A 17,192-nucleotide genomic window follows, 5' to 3' on the forward strand; every position below is an offset into this window, starting at 1 on the left:
TCGACGATGTCCAAGATCGTTCACCGCCTTCCCGATCAGCTCCGCGCAAATCTCCGCCTCGTCTTCGTCGGCACCGCCGCGTCGACGCGCTCGGCCGAGCTCGGGCATTACTACGCCCATCCCGGCAACCGCTTCTGGCGCGCGATCCATGAGGCCGGGATCACGCCGCGGCGGTATCAGCCGGAGGAGTTCGCTTTGCTGATCGCGCTCGGGATCGGCTTCACCGATCTCTCCAAGTCGGGCGCCGGGATGGATCACCAGATCGCGGCGGAGATGATCGACGTGCCCGGCTTCAGGGCCAAGATGGAAGAGTACCGGCCGCGCACGATTGCGTTCACGAGCAAGAAGGCGGCGAGCCTGTTTTACGGCAGGCCGTCGAGCGCGATCGCACTGGGGCGGCAGGTGCGCGATGCGAGCCTGCCGGAGATTTTCGTGCTGCCGTCGCCGTCCGGCGCGGCGTCCGGGCATTGGACGATCGAGCCGTGGCGGGAGCTTGCGGCGTGGATTGCTAGCACGAGCTAAAGCATGAGCCGGAAAAGTGCGCAGCGGTTGTCCGAAAAGATCATGCTCAAACAACGACCCAAAGCGCGATAACGATTCGTCCCTATCTCATCGCGCTTTGGGCGGCTCAGGCTCGGATCGGTTCTGCTCTCGTGTCCCGGGCAAGCGCAGCGCAACCCGGGACCCAGGGGCTCCGGCACGGATGCAGCATGGGCCCCGGCTCTGCAGCGCATCACGCCGCAAGCGGCGCGCTGCACTGCGTCCGGGGCACATCCGTCCTCATCCCGTATACGCCCGAGCTTGGCGAATTCCGTGGGCCATTGCATCCATCTCGGCGCCCCTGCATGCTGGCCCGCCATCACAGGGGAGCCGCGCCATGCTGACCCTTTACTCCTACCCAGAACTGTTTGGCGTCGCCGACAACAACGGCTACGGCCTCAAGGTCTACGCCTTCCTCAAGCTCGCGGGCGTGCCGTTCGTGCACGAGCACATCTTCGATGCCGCCGCGGCGCCGCGCGGACAGCTGCCTTACATCGTCGACGAGGGCGAGACCATCGGCGACAGCGAGACCATCATCGCGCATGCGATCGCGAAATATCACCTGACGATCGATGCGGCGCTGTCAGCCGAGCAACGGCGGACCGATCATCTCGTCACGCGCATGCTGGATGATCTCTACTGGGTGATGTCCTATTCGCGCTGGAAGGACGAGCGGTTCTATCCGGCGTTCCGCGACGGCTTCATTGCTCAGCATCCGCAGATCAATGCCGAAGGATTCGAGAAGGCCAAGGCGTACAACGCGCAGCGCTATCATTTCCAGGGCATCGGCCGCTACGCGCCCGAGCAGGCCTACGCGCGAGGGCTCGCGGATCTGCAGGTGCTGGCCGAGATCGTGCCGGCGCACGGCTTCGTGCACGGCGCGGCGCCTGCCAGCATCGATGCCGGCATCTACGGCTTTGTCGCCGACATCTATTATTTTCCGATCGCGACGCCGCTGAAGGCGTTCGTCGATGCGCACGCAAATCTCGTCGCGCATTGCGAGCGGGTGCATGCGATGGTGAGTGGGTGGTCCGCGGTCCCGTAGGGTGGCAAAGCGAAAGCGTGCCCACCATCGATCGGCGATCGCGGCGTACAACCCTCATGGTGAGGAGGCGCGAAGCGCCGTCTCGAACCACGCAGGCCCGCGTCTTTCCGCAGTCATCCCTTCGAGACGGCTGCTTCGCAGCCTCCTCAGGATGAGGTCTGTATTTGCGGCGAGAGAGACGGTGGGCACGGCGCAAGTGCGCCTTTGCCCACCCTACGGCACCGAGCCCTGCCGCACGGCACCGAGCCCCCTACCGCATCGTGATCGCGAGCCCGCTGAGATCCGCATTCGCCATCAAGCCAACCTGCGTGCCGGTCAGCTCCAGCACCGCGCCCTTCTGGTTGGTCAGCACGATGGCGCGGGCGCCGCGGCCGAGGGCCAGCCCGGCACCGGCGGCGCCATAGACGCCGGCGACGTCGGAGGGGCGGTTGATGTTGGAGACGCGGCCGCGCAGCACGGTCTTGGAGCCGCCGAAGACGAGGCCGTAGTCGAGCCCGCCGGTGGAGAGCGGATAGGCGCGGCCGTGGAAGTTGAGGACCCCGGAGCCGCCCGAGCCGCCAATGATCCAGCCCGCCTTGTAGATCGTCAGCACCACGGTGCCGCCGTCGGCCCGTGCGACGGTCGAGAGGCCGGCCAGCGCGGCAACGGCAACCAGCGCGGCGCGGAAGGTGGATGCGATCTTCATGCGGAATCTCCGGGGGCTATTTTTCAAAGGGAAAGCGAATCAGAGGCGACGAATCTATCCGACCGATCGCGGCGGCAACATGATCGGGTGGGCGTGGGTTGCGAGCGATGTTGTCTCCGCTTGCACGGTCTGCTCCCTCCGCCCGTTCTTACGGGTAGAGGCGAACCATCGTGCACCGAGGCCGCCGCGATCATGCCATTCTGCCAGTGTTTTGCCCGACGCGTCAAGTTGAATTGCTGTATTTCCGAAACGCACTGACAAGTCGGGGCCTTTTCTACTGTGCATGGGGTTGTTTTCGAATTTTTGTTTTCGCCCTCTCACGCAATGCCGATTGCAACTGCCCCGCATGTCGCTAGGCTCATGCGACGACACGACTTTGAGGTGACCCATGCCGATCCAGCATTTCGCGCCCCCGCCGCACGTCAAGGCGCCGCCGCTGTCCTTTGCGACGCGGATCGGTGACCTCCTGTTCATTTCCGGCATTCCCGGCTTCGATGCTAATGGCGCGCTGCCCGAGGGCTTCGATGCGCAGTTCGCCAATGTCGTCGTCAACATCCGTCGCGTGCTCGACGAGGCCGGCGCAACGTTCCGCGACCTCGTCAAGGTCAACGTGCTGCTGACCCGCGCCTCAGATGTCGCCGCGATGAATGCGCTCTATGCCGGCGCGTTCGGCCCGCCGCCCTATCCGGCCCGCACCACTTGCGTGGTGCAGGCCCTGCCCGATCCGAAGATGCTGATCGAGATCGAGGCGGTGGCCTCGCTGGCGAAGTGAGACAGGCCTAAGGGCGTGTGGCTTGACGGGCACGCCGACAAACCAAGTAAGCCGCTGCGTCTGACATGTCCGTGAACGGCCGCTCTGCCCGGCTTGCAAAGGACCTGCTTTTACCGCACGAATTTTCCGCTCACTCTTCCCCACAAGGAGATACTTCATGCGTCGCGTTCTCGCCCTCTGTGCGATTGCCGGCATCGCCAGTTCCGTATTCGCCGTGCCCGCATCGGCGAAGGTCGGCTATTACGTGATCCGCTGGGACAACACCGGCATCTGCCAGGTCTGGAACGAAGATCTTAAGTACAAGCCGTTCCAGTGGGGGGTGTCGACCTACAAGGTCGTCAGCAAGCCGCTCCCGACTTTCACCGAGGCTTCCGATCTGCAGATCAAGCTGCGCGCCGAGCGCCGCTGCACGCTGTAAGCCTCACGCGACAGATCGCGCTGGAAAGGCGGATCGCAGCAAGCGGTCCGCCCTTTTGCTTTGCCGGCGCCCTCCTTTTTTCGAGCGAGACCAGGCGTTTCCCACGCGCACGCTTTGAACCTGCTCCGCGGATGGAACTACTCACATCTTGTCCGGGGCGCCTGCCTGAAAACGTCCCGCGTCCCCCCTCCCGTCATTCCGGGAGGCGCATCACATCTTTCATTTGAGGAGCTGATCATGCGTCGTATTTCCATGCTGTGCGCTGCCGCGGGTCTTGCCGTCACGGCCTTCGTTGCCGCGAGCCCTGCCGAAGCCAGCTATCACCTGATCCGCTGGCAGGACACGGGGTTCTGTCAGATTTGGGACGAGAGCATCCCGACCACGCCGTGGCCGGCCGGCTATCACCGCGCCAGCGCGACCGTGCCGACCTTCGTCGACGCGCTGATGCTGAAGGACCATGCGCTCAAGGCCGGTCACTGCGCCTGGTAGGATTCGATCGGCAGATGACAAGAGCCGGGCAAGGATGCGATGCCAGCATCCTTGCCCGCTCAAGGATGCGATGCCAGCATCCTTGCCCGCTCGCGTTTCTATCCTTCGGCTTTCGGATGGGCAAAGCGCAAGCGTGCCCACCACTTCCATCCATCATCGCGAAAGACGTGGGCACGGCGCGATGCACCTTTGCCTAGATCTCGATCTCACGCGTCCTTGTGCGCGCCGGGATGGATCAGGATGTCGCGCGCGGCGGCAAGATCGATGAAGGCCTCGGTGCTGCCGCCCTGGTCGGGATGCATGCCCTTGGCGGCGCGGCGATAGGCCTGGTTGATGTCCTCGCAGGTGAGCTGCACCGCGAGCGGCAAGCCGAGCATCTTGCGGGCCCGGTCCTCGCTGGAGAGTTTTTTCGGCGCGGCATTGCGGCGGCCGAAACGGGGCGCGGCAAGGTCATGGACGACATCGAGGACCACAGCGAGACGGCGCTGCGCCGCCAGCGTGACGCTGTGATCGTCATTGTCCACGGCCTGGCGCAGCACCGGAAGCGCCTGCTCGGCCGCCTGCCGCAGCACCGTGTCGGTGCTCATCCGCGCGATCTCAGCCACGAGCCGGCCCGCCTCGGCGAAGTCGGCCGACTGCGCCGAGCGCAGGCGTTCGAGGGCGAGTTTCCAGGAGTCCAGCCGTTCCATCATGCGCGCAACGTTTAGGAATGAAGATCAGTATGCCAAGGCCGCCGTTTCCGACCCCTTAATTTCGAGTTAGCCTTTCGTGAAACTTCGAAAAGAAATCGGGAGGAAATTGTCATGGCATTGCTCGCAAACCACATCGCGGTCGTCACCGGCGCCGGTTCCGGCATCGGCCGGGCGATCGCGGCCGGCTACGCCCGCGAGGGCGCGCAGGTGGTCCTGCTCGACGTCAACGCCGACACGGTCGCGGAAGCCGCGCAGGAGATCCGAAAAGCGGGCGGCAAGGCCGAGAGCTTTGCGCTCGACGTGACCCGGCGCGAGGACTGCTTTGCCCTCGCCAAGCAGGTGGCCGACAAGGTCGGGCAGGTCTCCATCCTCGTCAACAATGCCGGCATCACCCGCCGCAACGCCTTCACCGCCGAGACGGAGACGGTGGCGAAGGACTGGAACGACATCATCTCGCTCAACCTCAACGGCGTCTTCAACATGACGCAGGCCTTCCTCGCCCCCTTACGCGCCAGCAAAGGCCGCATCGTCAATATCGGGTCGATCCAATCCTTCGTGCATCTGCGCACGCCGAGCTCGGCGGCGTACACCACCTCCAAGCACGGCGTGCTCGGCTTCACCAAGGCGCTTGCGGTCGAGCTCGGCAAGGAAGGCGTGCGCGTCAATGCGATCGGGCCGGGCTTCATCGAGACCAACATCAACGCCCATGTGCGCGCGACCAATCCAGCGCTGGTGCAGGCCTTCGTCGATCACACCCCGCTCGCGCGCACCGGCAAGCCCGAGGACATCGTCGGCCCTGCGATCTTCCTCGCATCGGACCTGTCGGCCTACGTCACGGGCACGATCGTGATGGTGGATGGCGGATACAGGACGGTGTAAGGCGCGAGATCGTCCCGCATCACTATGCATCTCGTGCCAATCGCGGCACCTTCGCGGCATTCCTGAGGTCATCTGGTGCGATCGGGTTTGGTTAACCTTTCATTAACCAAACCCGCCCACCGTGGTTCTACGGCTTGGGGTTCGTTTGTTCTCGATCCGCTTCCAGCGAAGGAAGCGGGCGTTGATCGGGGTGTGTTGATGACCACTGTTCATGTCGCGGCGCCGCAGGACGCACAATTCCTCGCTCCGAACCAGATCGTTCCGCTGCTGATCGGCGCGACCGTCGACGAGGTCGAGCGCGAGCTCGTGCTTCAGACGCTCGCGCGCTGCGACGGCAACCGCACGCGCGCCGCGCGCGTGCTCGGCCTGTCGGTGCGCACGCTGCGCAACAAGATCAGGATCTACGCCGCGTCCGGCATCGAGGTGCCCGCGTACAACGACTAGTGCGCGCGTGACCATGCGAAGCGGATCATCTCGCCGCCGAGGACCGCAAGCGCGATCACGGCGACTGCGGACGCGATCAGCTCGATGGCGCGGAGCACGAAGGCCGTCATGACGGCCCACGACGATTGCGGCTCCTCGGCGAAGGCGATCGGCACGACGTCGGGCACCAGCAGACAAGCGAGGCCCAGCGCCGCCGCAAACATGACTGTGGACAGGCAGAATATCTTCCAGGCTGCGCACATCGGTTGCTCCCCGCACGCTCGTCGCCGCATGCCAGTCAATGGCACGGCGTGCCATTGCGCTGATTGATGTTGATCAAGCCCGCTGCGGGGGGGCGGGCGGAATTGCTGCTGTCGTCAAACGCCGCTAAGTAGCTTCCTTCCTCAGAGGGGAGTAGTGGCGTGGCAGACGATCAAGGACGGCAGGGACCTCCGGGGCCGCGCGGGCGGCAGGGCGAGCCGGGACGGCCGGGACCGCAGGGTCATCCAGGCAAGCGAGGGCCAGACGGCGCGCGCGGCAAGCCGGGGCCTCAAGGCAAGCCCGGTCCGACCGGAAAGGCCGGTCCTCAGGGCAAGCCCGGCCTGCCAGGTAAGGCCGGCGAAACCGGTGCGCGGGGACCGGTCGGGCCGCAAGGGCCACCGGGCCCACAGGGCCCGCGCGGCGAGGCCGGACCGCCCGGCCAGCTGCCGTCGATCGAGCAGGTCTTGCCTTGGCTCGATCAGCTGTTCGATGCCTGGGACGAACGCCGCCGCCAGCGCGAGCGTGAAGCCGCCGAGCGCGAAGCACAGGAAGCAGCCGAGCGCGCCGCACTGGAAGCCGCCGTGCAGGAGCCCGACGAGATGCACGGTGACGATCACGACGATAACGACGATCGCAAGAAAAAGAAGAAAAAGAAGAAGCACGGCCACAAGAACTAGCTGGCGAATCTAGTCCGTCCGGTCCTCACCTCGCGACAGCATGCCCATGCGCTCGAACTGCCAGCGCATGGCCCGGTACCAGAGATAGCCGACTGCCGCGCCGCACAAAGCGAGGATGACGATGTTCGCGCTCGAGAACGAGCCGCTCCACCACATCATCCACGCGGTCCACAGCAGCGTGAAGATGATGGCACCTGCTTTCAGCGGAAGAAGGGGGCGGCTCATGGTCGTGCTCCGGGCTGTCAAAACCCCGGCAGACATCCTCGCAGCCCGAGGCGGCTCCGACCGTGAGCCAGATCACGGAGTGGCTCAGCCGAACCGCAGCCGCGAGCGCTCCCTTGCTTTTTCCGCCTCGACCTCGCGGTCGCGCGCCGGTGCATGGGTGTGCAGCGAGGTCAGGAGTCTTCGCGCGGCTTCCGAGACCTCCGCCACCGCGCGGTCGAACACCTCCTCATTGGCCTGCGACGGTTTGTTGAAGCCGGACAGTTTGCGCACGAACTGGAGTGCGCTGGCATGGATCTCGTCCTCGGTCGCCGGCGGCTCGAAGTTGAATAGCGTCTTGATGTTGCGGCACATGCAGTCTCTCCCGGGGGTTTCCATAAGGACGATCGGCGGAAACGAAATCCTACATCCTCGAGCGCGGTTCTGCTAAGTTCCGCCGCAACGCGGCCGCTGATGACGAGCCGCAACGGGCAGTGGACGATGTAAGTCGAGCAGCTGGACAGCATGTCGAAGGCACGCTTTCGCAAGACCGCACTCGCGCTGCCCGGCGTAATCGAGGGCGCACATCACGGCCATGCCGACTTTCGTGCCGGCAAGCGCGTGTTCGCGACTCTGGGCTACCCCGATGACACGTGGGGCATGGTGAAGCTCACGCCGGACCAGCAGGCCGTGCTGGTCGACGCGGAACCAGAGATGTTTCGTCCGGTGCCGGGCGCCTGGGGCAAGAGCGGCAGCACGAATGTGAAGCTGGCGAAGATCGATCCGGTGACGCTGCGAAGCGCGCTCGAGATGGCTTGGCGCAATGTTGCGCCGAAATCGCTGCTCGCATCGCTCGAGACGCGATAGCGAAGATCATATCGCAATGCATCATGTGCGGCAGCTCTCACGCCGCATATTATTTGAGGATGCAATGCGCTGACAGCTCGGGCTTAATCGCAACAACGATACGAATCGAAGCGCGACGGAGGATCGCATGCACAGGCTCGCGCTGTGCGTCTCGCTGGCCGCGACGATTGCGCTGACAGGCGCGGCGTTCGCGTTCGACAACGGCCAGTATGAGCACATCCCGCCCGATATCCGCGCCTGGTTCAAGAGCGTGATTGCGCCGAATGGCGTGCCGTGCTGCGACATCTCGGATGGGCATCGCACCGACTACGATGTACGAGGCGGCGTCTATTGGGTACCGATCGAAGGACATTGGATGGAGGTGCCCGAGCGCGCCATCATCCGCGATCGCGGCAATCCGGTTGGACAAGCCGTGGTGTGGTACGTCCATCACCGCGGCGCTATTGTCATCAGCTGCTTCGTGCCGGCGGATGCGGTCTAGTGCCTCGTGGTGATTTAGTTGGCCGGAGGCGGCGCGATCGGCTAGTTTGACGACCAATTTTGATGTGGAGGCATGCCGTTGACCGATCTTTGCGCCGAAGACCTCGCCACCATCTATGCCAAGCCGAGCCCGCGGGTGATCGCGAAGGCACGTCCTGCGATCGACGCGCATGCGAAGAAGTTCATCGAGATGTCGCCTTTCTGCGTGCTGGCGACGTCAGGCGCTGACGGCAGCGTCGATGCCTCTCCGCGCGGCGGCAGCATCGGCTTCGTCCGCGTCGCCGGGCCCAACCAGCTACTGATGCCCGACCGCTCCGGCAACAACAGGATCGACAGCTTTCGCAACGTCGTCGAAGGCTCGGGCTTCGTGCACCTGTTGTTCTTTGTGCCGGGGATCGACGAGACGCTGCGCGTCGGCGGCCGCGGCACGCTGTCGGCCGATCCCGATCTGCTCGCCTCGATGGTGGAATTCGGCAAGCCTCCGCGCGCGGTGCTGAACGTCGCCGTCAGCGAAGTCTATTTCCACTGCGGCAAGGCGCTGATGCGCTCGAAGCTGTGGTCGCCGGAGAAGGTGCAGCGCTCGGTGATGCCGAGCATCGGCGAGGTCATTCACGATCAGACCGGGCTCGGCGAGCCGGAGAGCCAGGAGATCGTGGAAGCGCGCTACAAGATGCAGTTGTAGGCTGTAGCTCGCGCCGCAATCGCGGCGTCGTCCCGGGCGAGCGTAGCAAGGCGAAGCGCGAACCGGGACCCGTAACCACGAACGTCATTTGGCGAGGGCTCTTCCCTCGTGCTGCCATCGGCAACGATCGACACATTCCGCGGTATGGGTCCCAACTTTCGCAGGGACGACATCGGAGTGTGTGGTAGACGCCGAGGCTTAATGCCCCTCGCCCTCGAGCCCGCCGACGTGCTTCTGGGTGTAGAGCTCGAGGCCGATGCGGCCGATCAAATCGAGCTGGGTTTCCAGGAAGTCGATGTGGTGCTCCTCGTCGCTCATCAGCTTCTCGAACAGGTCGCGCGTGACGTAGTCCTTGACGCCGTGGCAGTAGGTCGCCGCTTCCTGATAAAGCGCGCGGGCGCTCATCTCGGCGGCGAGGTCGCACTCGATGATCTCCTTGACGTTCTGGCCGATTCGCAAGGGATCGAGCACCTGCATGTTCGGGAAGCCGTCGAAGAACAGGATGCGCGCGGTGAGCTTGTCGGCGTGCTCCATCTCCTCGATGGATTCCTTGCGCCACACCTTGGCCATGTCGAGGAGGCCCCAATTGTCGAGGAAGCGGTAGTGCAGCCAGTACTGGTTGATCGCAGTCAGTTCGTGACGCAGCGCCTTGTTGAGGTACTCGATGACTTTTGCGTCGCCCTGCATGATTCACTCCAGCTCTTGCAGTCCAAATCGGCCCTAACCGAATTTAGAACGCTTCTAAGTCAGTTTAAGGATGAGGGCAACCGGCTACGGGGGCGCAGCCGGGGAAAAGCTCAGCCGGAATTGCGAAAGCTTTCAGCAGGCAGCAAGGGCGAACTCGGCGGGCTCGGCCGTCTCGTCATTGGCGGCCACGGTGTGGCTGTGCGGGCAGCCCGCGCAGCAGGACTTGGCGCAGGGGCCGAGCGCTTCGTCGATGATGGTCTTGATCGTCCGCGCGCAGCGGCCGCATTCGGCACTGCATCCGAGGCATCCATAGACCTGCTTGGCATGACGCACGGCATCGTCGGACTCGGCGACGGCGGCGCGGATGTCGTCATCGCTCAGCACGTTACAAGAACAAACGATCATGGAAGCGGTAGGCCCTTCGGTGATGCGTCATCATCGATATTTAATGGGCCGTCCGGATGCAAAGGGAAAAACCGGTATTTGAAGCTATTCCAAACTAGCCCGGAAGCAGCCTAGAACGGCTCTAAAATACGGTATTGCGCTGGATCAAGATCAGTCGCCGCCGCCTCCACCACCATCGCCGCCGCCTCCACAATCCCCGCCGCTGCTGCCGCTATCGCTGCTCGAACAACTGTCGCTCGAGCCTGACGAGCTGTCGCTGGAAAACCAGCTCCCCAGCGGGAAGCCGTCGCTCGATCCGGAATAGCCGTCGCCGCCACTGCCGCCGTTCGTTCCGGCCGCTGCCCGCGAACGCCGGCCCCGGTTCTGGAGATAGCTGATCCAGCCGTAGCCGATCGCGACGATGACCCCGGCGGCAATCAAAGCATTGATCATCGCGCTACCCATCGTCGCCTCCTTTAGGTCGCCTCTTTGGCGGACCTGCGATCCACATCAATTGGTCGCACCCCGCAAAGATACCGTTCATCGATCGTTCAAATGGAGTATGGGACTTAGATCCCAAAGAGTTCCCTGAGTTGAAAGGCAACCAATGAAGAAGTCGCTCCTGGCAGTTGCTGCCGTCGCCATCCTGGCCTTGACGGCCGGAACACCCGCCTATGCACAGCGCGGCGTCGCCGCAGGCGTGGCAGCCGGGATCATTGGCGGCGCCATCGTCGGCGGCGCCCTGGCGTCTCCGTATTATTACGGACCTGGGCCCGGATATTATGAACCGGGCTATTACCCGCCCCGCTACTACGCGCCAGGTCCCGGCTATGTCGCCGACGACTATTACGGCGACGGCTGTGTCTGGCAGAAGCAGCGCTTCTGGGACGGCTACGCCTGGCGCGTCCGCCGCGTCCGAGTCTGCGGCTGAGGCGGGGCCTGAGCTGCGTGTGGCCGGTTCACTACGGATGCGCCGTTCATCCTGGGGCCTGAAAAAGACCGCTTTTTCTCGTCACAGCTCCGTGTGCGTTTACCGTGGATTGACCAATTGCGCGCTTCCTAGCTGCACGGTCGATTTCATTAGAGTGTGCGTGAACCTTTGACCCCCGGACGCTCCTAACAAGGGACGTCCATCTCCCAGGAGAGCCAAGAGCATGAAGAAGACTATTGTTGCCGTCCTCACGGTTGCGACGGTCGCCGGTTCGCTGGTGACCGCCGCTCCGTCCGCCAAAGCCGGTGACGGCGTCGGCGCCGGTATCGCAGCGGGCCTGATCGGCGGCGCCATCGTCGGCGGCGCCATCGCCTCGAGCCGTCCGGCCTATGGTGGGCCGGTTTACGTCGCCGAGCCCGGCCCGCCGCCCCCGCCCTGCTACTGGCAGCGTCAGCGCTATTGGGACGGCTACGGCTGGGTCGTTCGCCCGGTTCGCGTTTGCTACTGATCTGATCGCACGGCGCACATCGAGGCGCAGCGATCGAAGCCCGGCCGACACCATATCGGCCGGGCTTTTTCTTTTTGGCATGACATCTAGCGCGCCGCCTGGATCGAGCGCAGCACCTCTTCGCTCGGCCAGCAATCGACCTTCAGGCCCGCGGACTTCTGGTAAGCGCCGAGCGCAGCGCGCGTCTGCATTCCGGCCTTGCCGTCGATCTTGTCCTTGTAGAGCCCGATGCGCGTGAGCCCACGCTGCATGGTCTCGACATCCTTGGTGCGCAGCTGCTTCGAGGCGGCCCATGGTGTCGCGAACGGCAGCGGGCTCGTCATGCGGTCGCTGAGATGGCCGACGAACAGCACGTAGAGATCGGAGAAATTGTATTCCTTGATGACGAAGTAGTTCTTCGTGGTCAGGAACGACGGACCATAGATACCTTCCGGCTGGAGCAGCGACGCCGGCTGAGCTTGTTCGGCGGCGCTGAGCCTCGCGCCGCGCACCGGCACAAAGCCTTCGCGCAACCATTGGCCGATCGGCTTCGTCACCTCCGGCACGCCGATGGTGCAATCGATTTTCGCGGGCGCCTGCACCTCGTAGGCCCAACGCACGCCGCTCTGCCAGCCCTTGTTGACGAGCTGCTGCGCGGCCGAGGCCAGCGCATCCGGCACCGAGTGCCAGATGTCGATGCGGCCGTCGCCGTCGAAGTCGACGCCGTGGTTGTAGTATTCGGACGGCAGAAACTGCGTCAGCCCGGTGGCGCCGGCCCAGGATGAACGCATGTCCTTGCGCGTCACCACACCCTCGCCCAGAATTTTCAGCGAGAGGATGAACTCGTTGCGATAGGTGTCCTTGCGGCGGCCGACATAGGCCTGCGTCGCCAGGACGCGGACGAGATCGTAAGGCAGCGTGTAGCGGCCGTAATCAGTCTCGCGACCCCAGATCGCGAGCATGACGGTCGCCGGCACGCCGGACTTTTTCTCGATCTCGGTCAGTTGCGGACGATATTTCTGCAGCAGCCGCTGCCCCTCGCCGGCAAGCCGCGCGATCGAAGCTTCTTTCACGTAGTCGGCGGGCACCTGCACGAACTCGGCCTGCGACGGCGCGCCGGTCGCGGGCCGGCCCGGCAGGATCAGATCCGGCAGCTTGTAGTCAGGCTCGAGCCCGCGCGTCTGTTCATCGAACGTTGCGCGCGAGACGCCGGCGGCCTGCGCCTCCGGCCACAGCGAAGCGATGAACTGCGTGAACGCGGCGTCGGCAGCGCGGGCGGACGACCAGGTGCAGGTGACCATGATCACCGCAGCGATGAGCGCCCGACGCATCATGCCGAAATCACCGCGTCAGCTTCTTGTACTTCACGCGATGCGGGATGATGCTGTCCTGGCCGAGCCGGCGCATCTTGTCCTTCTCGTAATCCTGGAAGTTGCCTTCGAACCATTCGACATGGCTGTCGCCTTCGAAGGCCAGGATATGGGTCGCGATACGGTCGAGGAACCAGCGATCGTGGCTGATGATGACGGCGCAGCCGGCAAAGTCCTCCAGCGCCTCTTCGAGCGCGCGGAGCGTATCGACGTCGAGATCGTTGGTCGGCTCGTCGAGCAGCAGCACGTTCGCGCCGGACTTCAGCATCTTGGCGAGATGGACGCGGTTGCGTTCACCGCCGGAGAGCGCGCCGACCTTCTTCTGCTGGTCGGCGCCCTTGAAGTTGAACGCCGAGCAATAGCCGCGCGAGTTGACTTCCTTCTTGCCGAGCAGGATCAGCTCGTTGCCGCCGGAGATTTCCTCCCACACCGTCTTGTTGCCGTCGAGCGCGTCGCGCGATTGGTCGACATAGCCGAGATGCACGGTCTCGCCGATCGTGATCGTGCCCTTGTCCGGCGTTTCCTGCTTGGTGATCATCTTGAACAGCGTGGTCTTGCCGGCGCCGTTGGCACCGATCACGCCGACGATGCCGCCGGGCGGCAGCTTGAAGGTGAGATCGTCGATCAACAGGCGATCGCCATAGCCTTTGCTGAGACCTTCGAAGTCGACCACGTTGGCGCCGAGCCGCTCGGCGACCGGGATGATGATCTGCGCGGTCTGGGTCTGCTTCTCGCTCGCCTGCTTGAGCAGCTCCTCATAGCGCTGGTAGCGCGCCTTCGACTTCGCCTGGCGCGCCTTGGGTGAGGATGCGACCCACTCCTGCTCGCGGGCCAGCGTCTTCTGGTGCGCGGCCTCTTCACGGCCTTCCTGCTCCAGGCGCTTCTGCTTCTGCACCAGCCAGGACGAATAATTGCCCTCATAGGGGATGCCGCGGCCGCGATCGAGCTCGAGGATCCAGCCGGTGACGTTGTCGAGGAAGTAGCGGTCGTGGGTGACGATCAGGATCGCGCCCGGATAGTTGCGCAAATGACCTTCAAGCCAGGACACCGACTCAGCGTCGAGATGGTTGGTCGGCTCGTCCAGCAGCAGCAGTTCGGGCTGATCGAGCAAAAGGCGGCACAGCGCGACGCGGCGGCGCTCACCGCCCGAGAGTTTCGTGACGTCGGCATCGTCGGGCGGACAGCGCAGCGCGTCCATGGCCTGGTCGACCTTGCTGTCGAGATCCCAGAGGCCCTGGGCTTCGATCTCGTCCTGGAGCTTGGTCATCTCGTCCGCGGTTTCGTCCGAGTAGTTGACCGCCAGCTCGTTGTAGCGGTCGAGAATCGCCTTCTGCTTGGCGACGCCCTGCATGACGTTCTCGCGCACGGTGAGCTTGGGATCGAGCTGCGGCTCTTGCTCGAGATAGCCGACGCGGGCGCCCTCGGCGACCCAGGCCTCGCCGGTATATTCCTTGTCGAGGCCGGCCATGATCTTGAGCAGCGTCGACTTACCCGAGCCGTTAACGCCGAGCACGCCAATCTTGGCGTCCGGGTAGAAGCTCAGATGGATGTTATCGAGCACCTTCCGGGTCGGGTAGCTCTTGGTCAGGCCCTGCATGAAATAGATGAACTGGCGCGCCATCGGTCCCGTGAAACCTTCGATTTGAGGAAATTTGCTTGCCGCCGATGTAACGATCCCGCCCCGAAAGGGCAATGTTTTCCCTCCGTTCACCACGGATGAATACGGGACGGACACCATCCGGACCTGGATCCGGACAATTGAAACCTTTTTTTAATAAAGCGGGCCAAAGCTCGGTTTCGCGCGGCAACAGCGCCACCCGCTCAGAATGAACGGGAGAACAGCGAGACAGCGTCATGGCCTTGATCGAGACCCATTCTCTTCCTGTTCCGGCAGAAGCCAGGCACGTCTCTGGCGTCGTCTCGGAGATCAAGGGCTTCTGGAAGCGCTTCTTCGCCACCGCCTTCAACCCTTACCGGCCCGAGCTGCACTACATGCGCGGTCCCGGCCCCGCCTGGCGCGCCAAGCATGGCATGGATGCGCCGATCCGGCTGAAGCCTCGCGACCTCTAAGCGGCTCGCCTCCTATCGCATTTTTGAAGACGCAAGCTGCTTGCGCGCGAGGCTGATTGCGCGCAACCATGGCCCGGTTCCGACGACGGCGCCCATTGCCCAGCGCCGTCCCCTCTCGCCATGGATGACCGCCGATGAGCCGGCTGCGCTGCGCAATTCTCGACGACTATTTGAACCTCGCCCTCGACGTCGCCGAATGGCAGAAGCTGTCGGATCGCGTCGACGTCACCGCGTTCAGCCATCCCTTCGTCTCGGAGCAGGCTGCAGCCAGCGCGCTCGCGGACTTCGAGATTATTTGCGCGATGCGCGAGCGCACCGCGTTCCCGAAAAGCCTGTTCGACAGCCTGCCGAAGCTGAAGCTGCTGCTCACCTCGGGTATGCGCAATGCCGCGATCGACATGGAGGCCGCGAAAGCGCGCGGCGTCGCCATCGGCGGCACGCAATATTCGCGCGATCCGACCGCGCCGCTCGCGATGGGCCTGATCCTGGAGCTGACCCGCGGCATCGGCCGCGAGAATGCGCGAATGCATGCGGGTGAGCCCTGGCAGACATTTGTCGGCGTCGAGATCGAGGGGATGACGCTCGGCATCGTCGGGCTCGGCAAGCTCGGCAGCAAGATGGCGGGGATTGCGAAGGCGTTCGGCATGAACGTGATCGCCTGGAGCCCGAACCTGACGCCGGAGAAGTGCGCGGCAGCCGGCGTCGGTTACGCCACCAAGGAGGAGCTGTTCACCAAGGCCGATATCGTCACCATCCATGTGGTGCTGAGCGAGCGCTCGCGCGGCCTCGTCGGCCGCGCCGATCTCGCACGGATGAAGCCGACCGCCTTTCTCGTCAACACCGCGCGGGGACCCATCGTCGATGAGGCCGCGCTGCTCGAGGCCTTGCAGCAGAAGAAGATCGCAGGCGCCGGCCTCGACGTCTTCTCTGTCGAGCCGCTCCCGGTCGACCACCCCTTCCGCAAGCTCGACAATCTCGTGCTGACGCCGCATCTCGGCTACGCGACGGAGGACGGTTTGCGCATTCATTACGGTCAGATGGTCGAGGCGATCGACGTCTTCACCAAGGGCGGGGAGTTGCCGCGCAAGCTCGCCTGATCCTCAGGCCGCCGAGCGCTGGCTGATCGACTGTCTCGCCGCATCGGCAAAGCCGTCGCGCCAGGAGGGATGCGCCAGCAGCCAGCCGAGTTCGTCCTTTGCCTTGCGGTTGGACGCGCCTCGCACCTCGGTCATCATCGCAACCATGTGTTCGCCGGCCAGCAGGCGCCCGAGCCAAGCCGGAATATGGAGCGGTGGCTTGGCACCGAGCAGTTCGGCCAGCGTCGGCAACCAATCCCTGACCTGTGCCGGATGATCGTCGACGATGTTATAGATGCTGCCAGCGCGTCCGCGTTCGATCGCGGCAAGCGTGGCAGACGCGGCATCCTCGGTGTGAATGAACGACCATGTGCCGCCGCCATCGCCGATCACGGGAACACGCCGGTGGCGGAGCTGGTCGGTCATCGCCGGCGAGAGCGTGCCCGTGCCGGGTCCATAGAAGAATCCGTAGCGCAGCACGATACCCTCGGGCGTCGTTGACGCGGTGACGGTGCGCTCCAGATACTGGATTGCCTCGAGCGTGCGTCGCAGTTCCTGCGGCGGATGCGGGTCGAGTTCATCGGACTCGGTCTTCACCGTCCCACCCGTGCGGCTGAACGTCCAACCGCAGAAGCTCTGCGCAATGAAACGCTTGGCGCCGGCATCGCGGGCGGCGGCGAGCAGGATGTCGACTCCGTGGGTGCGAAGCTGATTGGTTCGCGCGAACGCCCGGTCGAAATGGCGAAGGTCGGTGGCGGCCGCGAGATCCGTCATCTGGTGGACGACCACGTCAGGTTTTGCCGCAGCGACGGCAGCGCGCATGCCGTCCGCATCGAGGCCGTCCGCGACGACAGGTTCCGCACCCAGTCGACGCACGAGGTCTGCCTTTGCCGCACTGCGTGTCGACCCGACCACGGAGTGACCCGCATCGAGCAACGCCGGAACAAGGTAATGACCGATCGCACCGGTCGCGCCCGCAACAAAAATGCGCATCGTGTGCTCCTCAAATTCGTTGCAATCCCTTGCGGACGTAGTCGAGGAGTGAAGCCGTTCAAGTGGGCAATGCGCGATGCGTC

General features: G+C 64.2%; 26 protein-coding genes. 15 read left to right on the plus strand and 11 right to left on the minus strand.

The genetic code is table 11. From position 1 onward, the window contains the following. The first annotated feature begins 6 nt into the window (after positions 1–6). Both AC5V87_RS31545 and AC5V87_RS31550 read left to right on the plus strand, forming a co-directional pair. Complete coding sequence (locus AC5V87_RS31545; RefSeq protein ID WP_495368824.1) at positions 7–522, plus strand: mismatch-specific DNA-glycosylase; 516 nt, start codon at positions 7–9, stop codon at positions 520–522. 355 nt (positions 523–877) lie between these two features. Further along, a complete protein-coding gene (locus tag AC5V87_RS31550) occupies positions 878–1,585 on the plus strand; it encodes a glutathione S-transferase family protein (RefSeq protein WP_495368825.1) in 708 nt (235 codons plus the stop codon). Between the two features lie 250 nt (positions 1,586–1,835). Here the strand turns inward: AC5V87_RS31550 and AC5V87_RS31555 are convergent, their stop codons facing one another. Then, on the minus strand, positions 1,836–2,270 hold the full coding sequence (locus AC5V87_RS31555) for a hypothetical protein (protein WP_495368826.1): 435 nt from the start codon (positions 2,268–2,270) through the stop codon (positions 1,836–1,838). Positions 2,271–2,658: 388 nt separating this feature from the next. On the opposite strand from AC5V87_RS31555, the gene AC5V87_RS31560 reads away from it, so the two are divergent. The 3 genes from AC5V87_RS31560 (at position 2,659) to AC5V87_RS31570 (ending at position 3,949) form a co-directional block, all read left to right on the plus strand. After that, positions 2,659–3,042, plus strand: coding sequence for a RidA family protein (locus tag AC5V87_RS31560; RefSeq protein WP_456843188.1), 384 nt, complete (start codon positions 2,659–2,661; stop codon positions 3,040–3,042). Positions 3,043–3,199: 157 nt separating this feature from the next. Beyond that, the gene (locus AC5V87_RS31565) at positions 3,200–3,460 is read left to right on the plus strand and encodes a hypothetical protein (RefSeq protein WP_456843187.1); all 261 of its coding nucleotides are present in this window, start codon (positions 3,200–3,202) and stop codon (positions 3,458–3,460) included. Between the two features lie 237 nt (positions 3,461–3,697). Further along, positions 3,698–3,949 (plus strand): hypothetical protein, encoded by a 252-nt coding sequence (locus AC5V87_RS31570; protein WP_456843186.1) that lies wholly within the window; start codon positions 3,698–3,700, stop codon positions 3,947–3,949. Between the two features lie 206 nt (positions 3,950–4,155). Here the strand turns inward: AC5V87_RS31570 and AC5V87_RS31575 are convergent, their stop codons facing one another. Beyond that, entirely contained in the window at positions 4,156–4,641 is a 486-nt protein-coding gene (locus tag AC5V87_RS31575; protein ID WP_495368827.1) for a J domain-containing protein, read from the minus strand. Between the two features lie 111 nt (positions 4,642–4,752). Here AC5V87_RS31575 and AC5V87_RS31580 point away from each other — a divergent pair, with 111 nt between their 5' ends. Both AC5V87_RS31580 and AC5V87_RS31585 read left to right on the plus strand, forming a co-directional pair. Beyond that, entirely contained in the window at positions 4,753–5,520 is a 768-nt protein-coding gene (locus AC5V87_RS31580) for an SDR family NAD(P)-dependent oxidoreductase (RefSeq protein ID WP_456843184.1), read from the plus strand. 198 nt (positions 5,521–5,718) lie between these two features. Further along, complete coding sequence (locus tag AC5V87_RS31585) at positions 5,719–5,964, plus strand: helix-turn-helix domain-containing protein (RefSeq protein WP_456843183.1); 246 nt, start codon at positions 5,719–5,721, stop codon at positions 5,962–5,964. Here the strand turns inward: AC5V87_RS31585 and AC5V87_RS31590 are convergent. Further along, a complete protein-coding gene (locus AC5V87_RS31590) occupies positions 5,961–6,206 on the minus strand; it encodes a hypothetical protein (protein WP_456843182.1) in 246 nt (81 codons plus the stop codon). The genes AC5V87_RS31585 and AC5V87_RS31590 overlap by 4 nt on opposite strands. A gap of 159 nt (positions 6,207–6,365) precedes the next feature. Between AC5V87_RS31590 and AC5V87_RS31595 the strand changes: the two genes are divergently transcribed. Continuing rightward, the gene (locus AC5V87_RS31595) at positions 6,366–6,881 is read left to right on the plus strand and encodes a collagen-like triple helix repeat-containing protein (protein ID WP_495368828.1); all 516 of its coding nucleotides are present in this window, start codon (positions 6,366–6,368) and stop codon (positions 6,879–6,881) included. A gap of 9 nt (positions 6,882–6,890) precedes the next feature. On the opposite strand, the gene AC5V87_RS31600 is transcribed toward AC5V87_RS31595, so the two are convergent. Continuing rightward, positions 6,891–7,106, minus strand: a complete 216-nt coding sequence (locus AC5V87_RS31600) for a hypothetical protein (protein WP_456843180.1) — start codon at positions 7,104–7,106, stop codon at positions 6,891–6,893. Between the two features lie 84 nt (positions 7,107–7,190). Beyond that, on the minus strand, positions 7,191–7,457 hold the full coding sequence (locus AC5V87_RS31605) for a DUF2277 domain-containing protein (protein WP_456843179.1): 267 nt from the start codon (positions 7,455–7,457) through the stop codon (positions 7,191–7,193). A gap of 150 nt (positions 7,458–7,607) precedes the next feature. Here AC5V87_RS31605 and AC5V87_RS31610 point away from each other — a divergent pair, with 150 nt between their 5' ends. From AC5V87_RS31610 to AC5V87_RS31620, 3 genes are all read left to right on the plus strand, one after another. Next, positions 7,608–7,949: an MmcQ/YjbR family DNA-binding protein gene (locus AC5V87_RS31610; RefSeq protein WP_495368829.1), complete on the plus strand. Its 342-nt coding sequence runs from the start codon at positions 7,608–7,610 to the stop codon at positions 7,947–7,949. A 127-nt stretch (positions 7,950–8,076) separates the two neighbouring features. After that, entirely contained in the window at positions 8,077–8,430 is a 354-nt protein-coding gene (locus AC5V87_RS31615) for a hypothetical protein (RefSeq protein ID WP_495368830.1), read from the plus strand. A 78-nt stretch (positions 8,431–8,508) separates the two neighbouring features. After that, the gene (locus tag AC5V87_RS31620) at positions 8,509–9,111 is read left to right on the plus strand and encodes a pyridoxamine 5'-phosphate oxidase family protein (protein ID WP_495368831.1); all 603 of its coding nucleotides are present in this window, start codon (positions 8,509–8,511) and stop codon (positions 9,109–9,111) included. Positions 9,112–9,309: 198 nt separating this feature from the next. Here AC5V87_RS31620 and bfr read toward each other — a convergent pair whose 3' ends face one another. The 3 genes from bfr to AC5V87_RS31635 form a co-directional block, all read right to left on the minus strand. Further along, a complete protein-coding gene (gene bfr / locus AC5V87_RS31625) occupies positions 9,310–9,798 on the minus strand; it encodes a bacterioferritin (RefSeq protein ID WP_235544219.1) in 489 nt (162 codons plus the stop codon). A gap of 132 nt (positions 9,799–9,930) precedes the next feature. Then, the gene (locus AC5V87_RS31630; protein ID WP_456843175.1) at positions 9,931–10,203 is read right to left on the minus strand and encodes a (2Fe-2S)-binding protein; all 273 of its coding nucleotides are present in this window, start codon (positions 10,201–10,203) and stop codon (positions 9,931–9,933) included. 150 nt (positions 10,204–10,353) lie between these two features. After that, on the minus strand, positions 10,354–10,647 hold the full coding sequence (locus AC5V87_RS31635) for a hypothetical protein (protein WP_456843174.1): 294 nt from the start codon (positions 10,645–10,647) through the stop codon (positions 10,354–10,356). 142 nt (positions 10,648–10,789) lie between these two features. On the opposite strand from AC5V87_RS31635, the gene AC5V87_RS31640 reads away from it, so the two are divergent. Beyond that, a complete protein-coding gene (locus AC5V87_RS31640) occupies positions 10,790–11,113 on the plus strand; it encodes a hypothetical protein (protein WP_495368832.1) in 324 nt (107 codons plus the stop codon). Positions 11,114–11,336: 223 nt separating this feature from the next. Then, complete coding sequence (locus tag AC5V87_RS31645) at positions 11,337–11,621, plus strand: hypothetical protein (protein WP_456843172.1); 285 nt, start codon at positions 11,337–11,339, stop codon at positions 11,619–11,621. 86 nt (positions 11,622–11,707) lie between these two features. On the opposite strand, the gene AC5V87_RS31650 is transcribed toward AC5V87_RS31645, so the two are convergent. Together AC5V87_RS31650 and ettA are read right to left on the minus strand one after the other, a co-directional pair. Continuing rightward, positions 11,708–12,934 (minus strand): lytic murein transglycosylase, encoded by a 1,227-nt coding sequence (locus AC5V87_RS31650; RefSeq protein ID WP_456843171.1) that lies wholly within the window; start codon positions 12,932–12,934, stop codon positions 11,708–11,710. 7 nt (positions 12,935–12,941) lie between these two features. Next, positions 12,942–14,591: an energy-dependent translational throttle protein EttA gene (ettA, locus tag AC5V87_RS31655; RefSeq protein ID WP_495368833.1), complete on the minus strand. Its 1,650-nt coding sequence runs from the start codon at positions 14,589–14,591 to the stop codon at positions 12,942–12,944. 233 nt (positions 14,592–14,824) lie between these two features. Between ettA and AC5V87_RS31660 the strand changes: the two genes are divergently transcribed. Continuing rightward, complete coding sequence (locus AC5V87_RS31660; protein ID WP_495368834.1) at positions 14,825–15,040, plus strand: hypothetical protein; 216 nt, start codon at positions 14,825–14,827, stop codon at positions 15,038–15,040. Between the two features lie 134 nt (positions 15,041–15,174). Further along, positions 15,175–16,137 carry a D-2-hydroxyacid dehydrogenase family protein gene (locus AC5V87_RS31665; protein WP_495368835.1) on the plus strand — a complete coding sequence of 321 codons (963 nt, stop codon included), beginning with the start codon at positions 15,175–15,177 and terminating at the stop codon, positions 16,135–16,137. Positions 16,138–16,140: 3 nt separating this feature from the next. Here AC5V87_RS31665 and AC5V87_RS31670 read toward each other — a convergent pair whose 3' ends face one another. Then, a complete protein-coding gene (locus AC5V87_RS31670; protein ID WP_456843168.1) occupies positions 16,141–17,109 on the minus strand; it encodes an NAD-dependent epimerase/dehydratase family protein in 969 nt (322 codons plus the stop codon). Between the last annotated feature and the right edge of the window lie 83 nt (positions 17,110–17,192).

Source organism: Bradyrhizobium sp. SOJA106, from assembly GCF_059448745.1.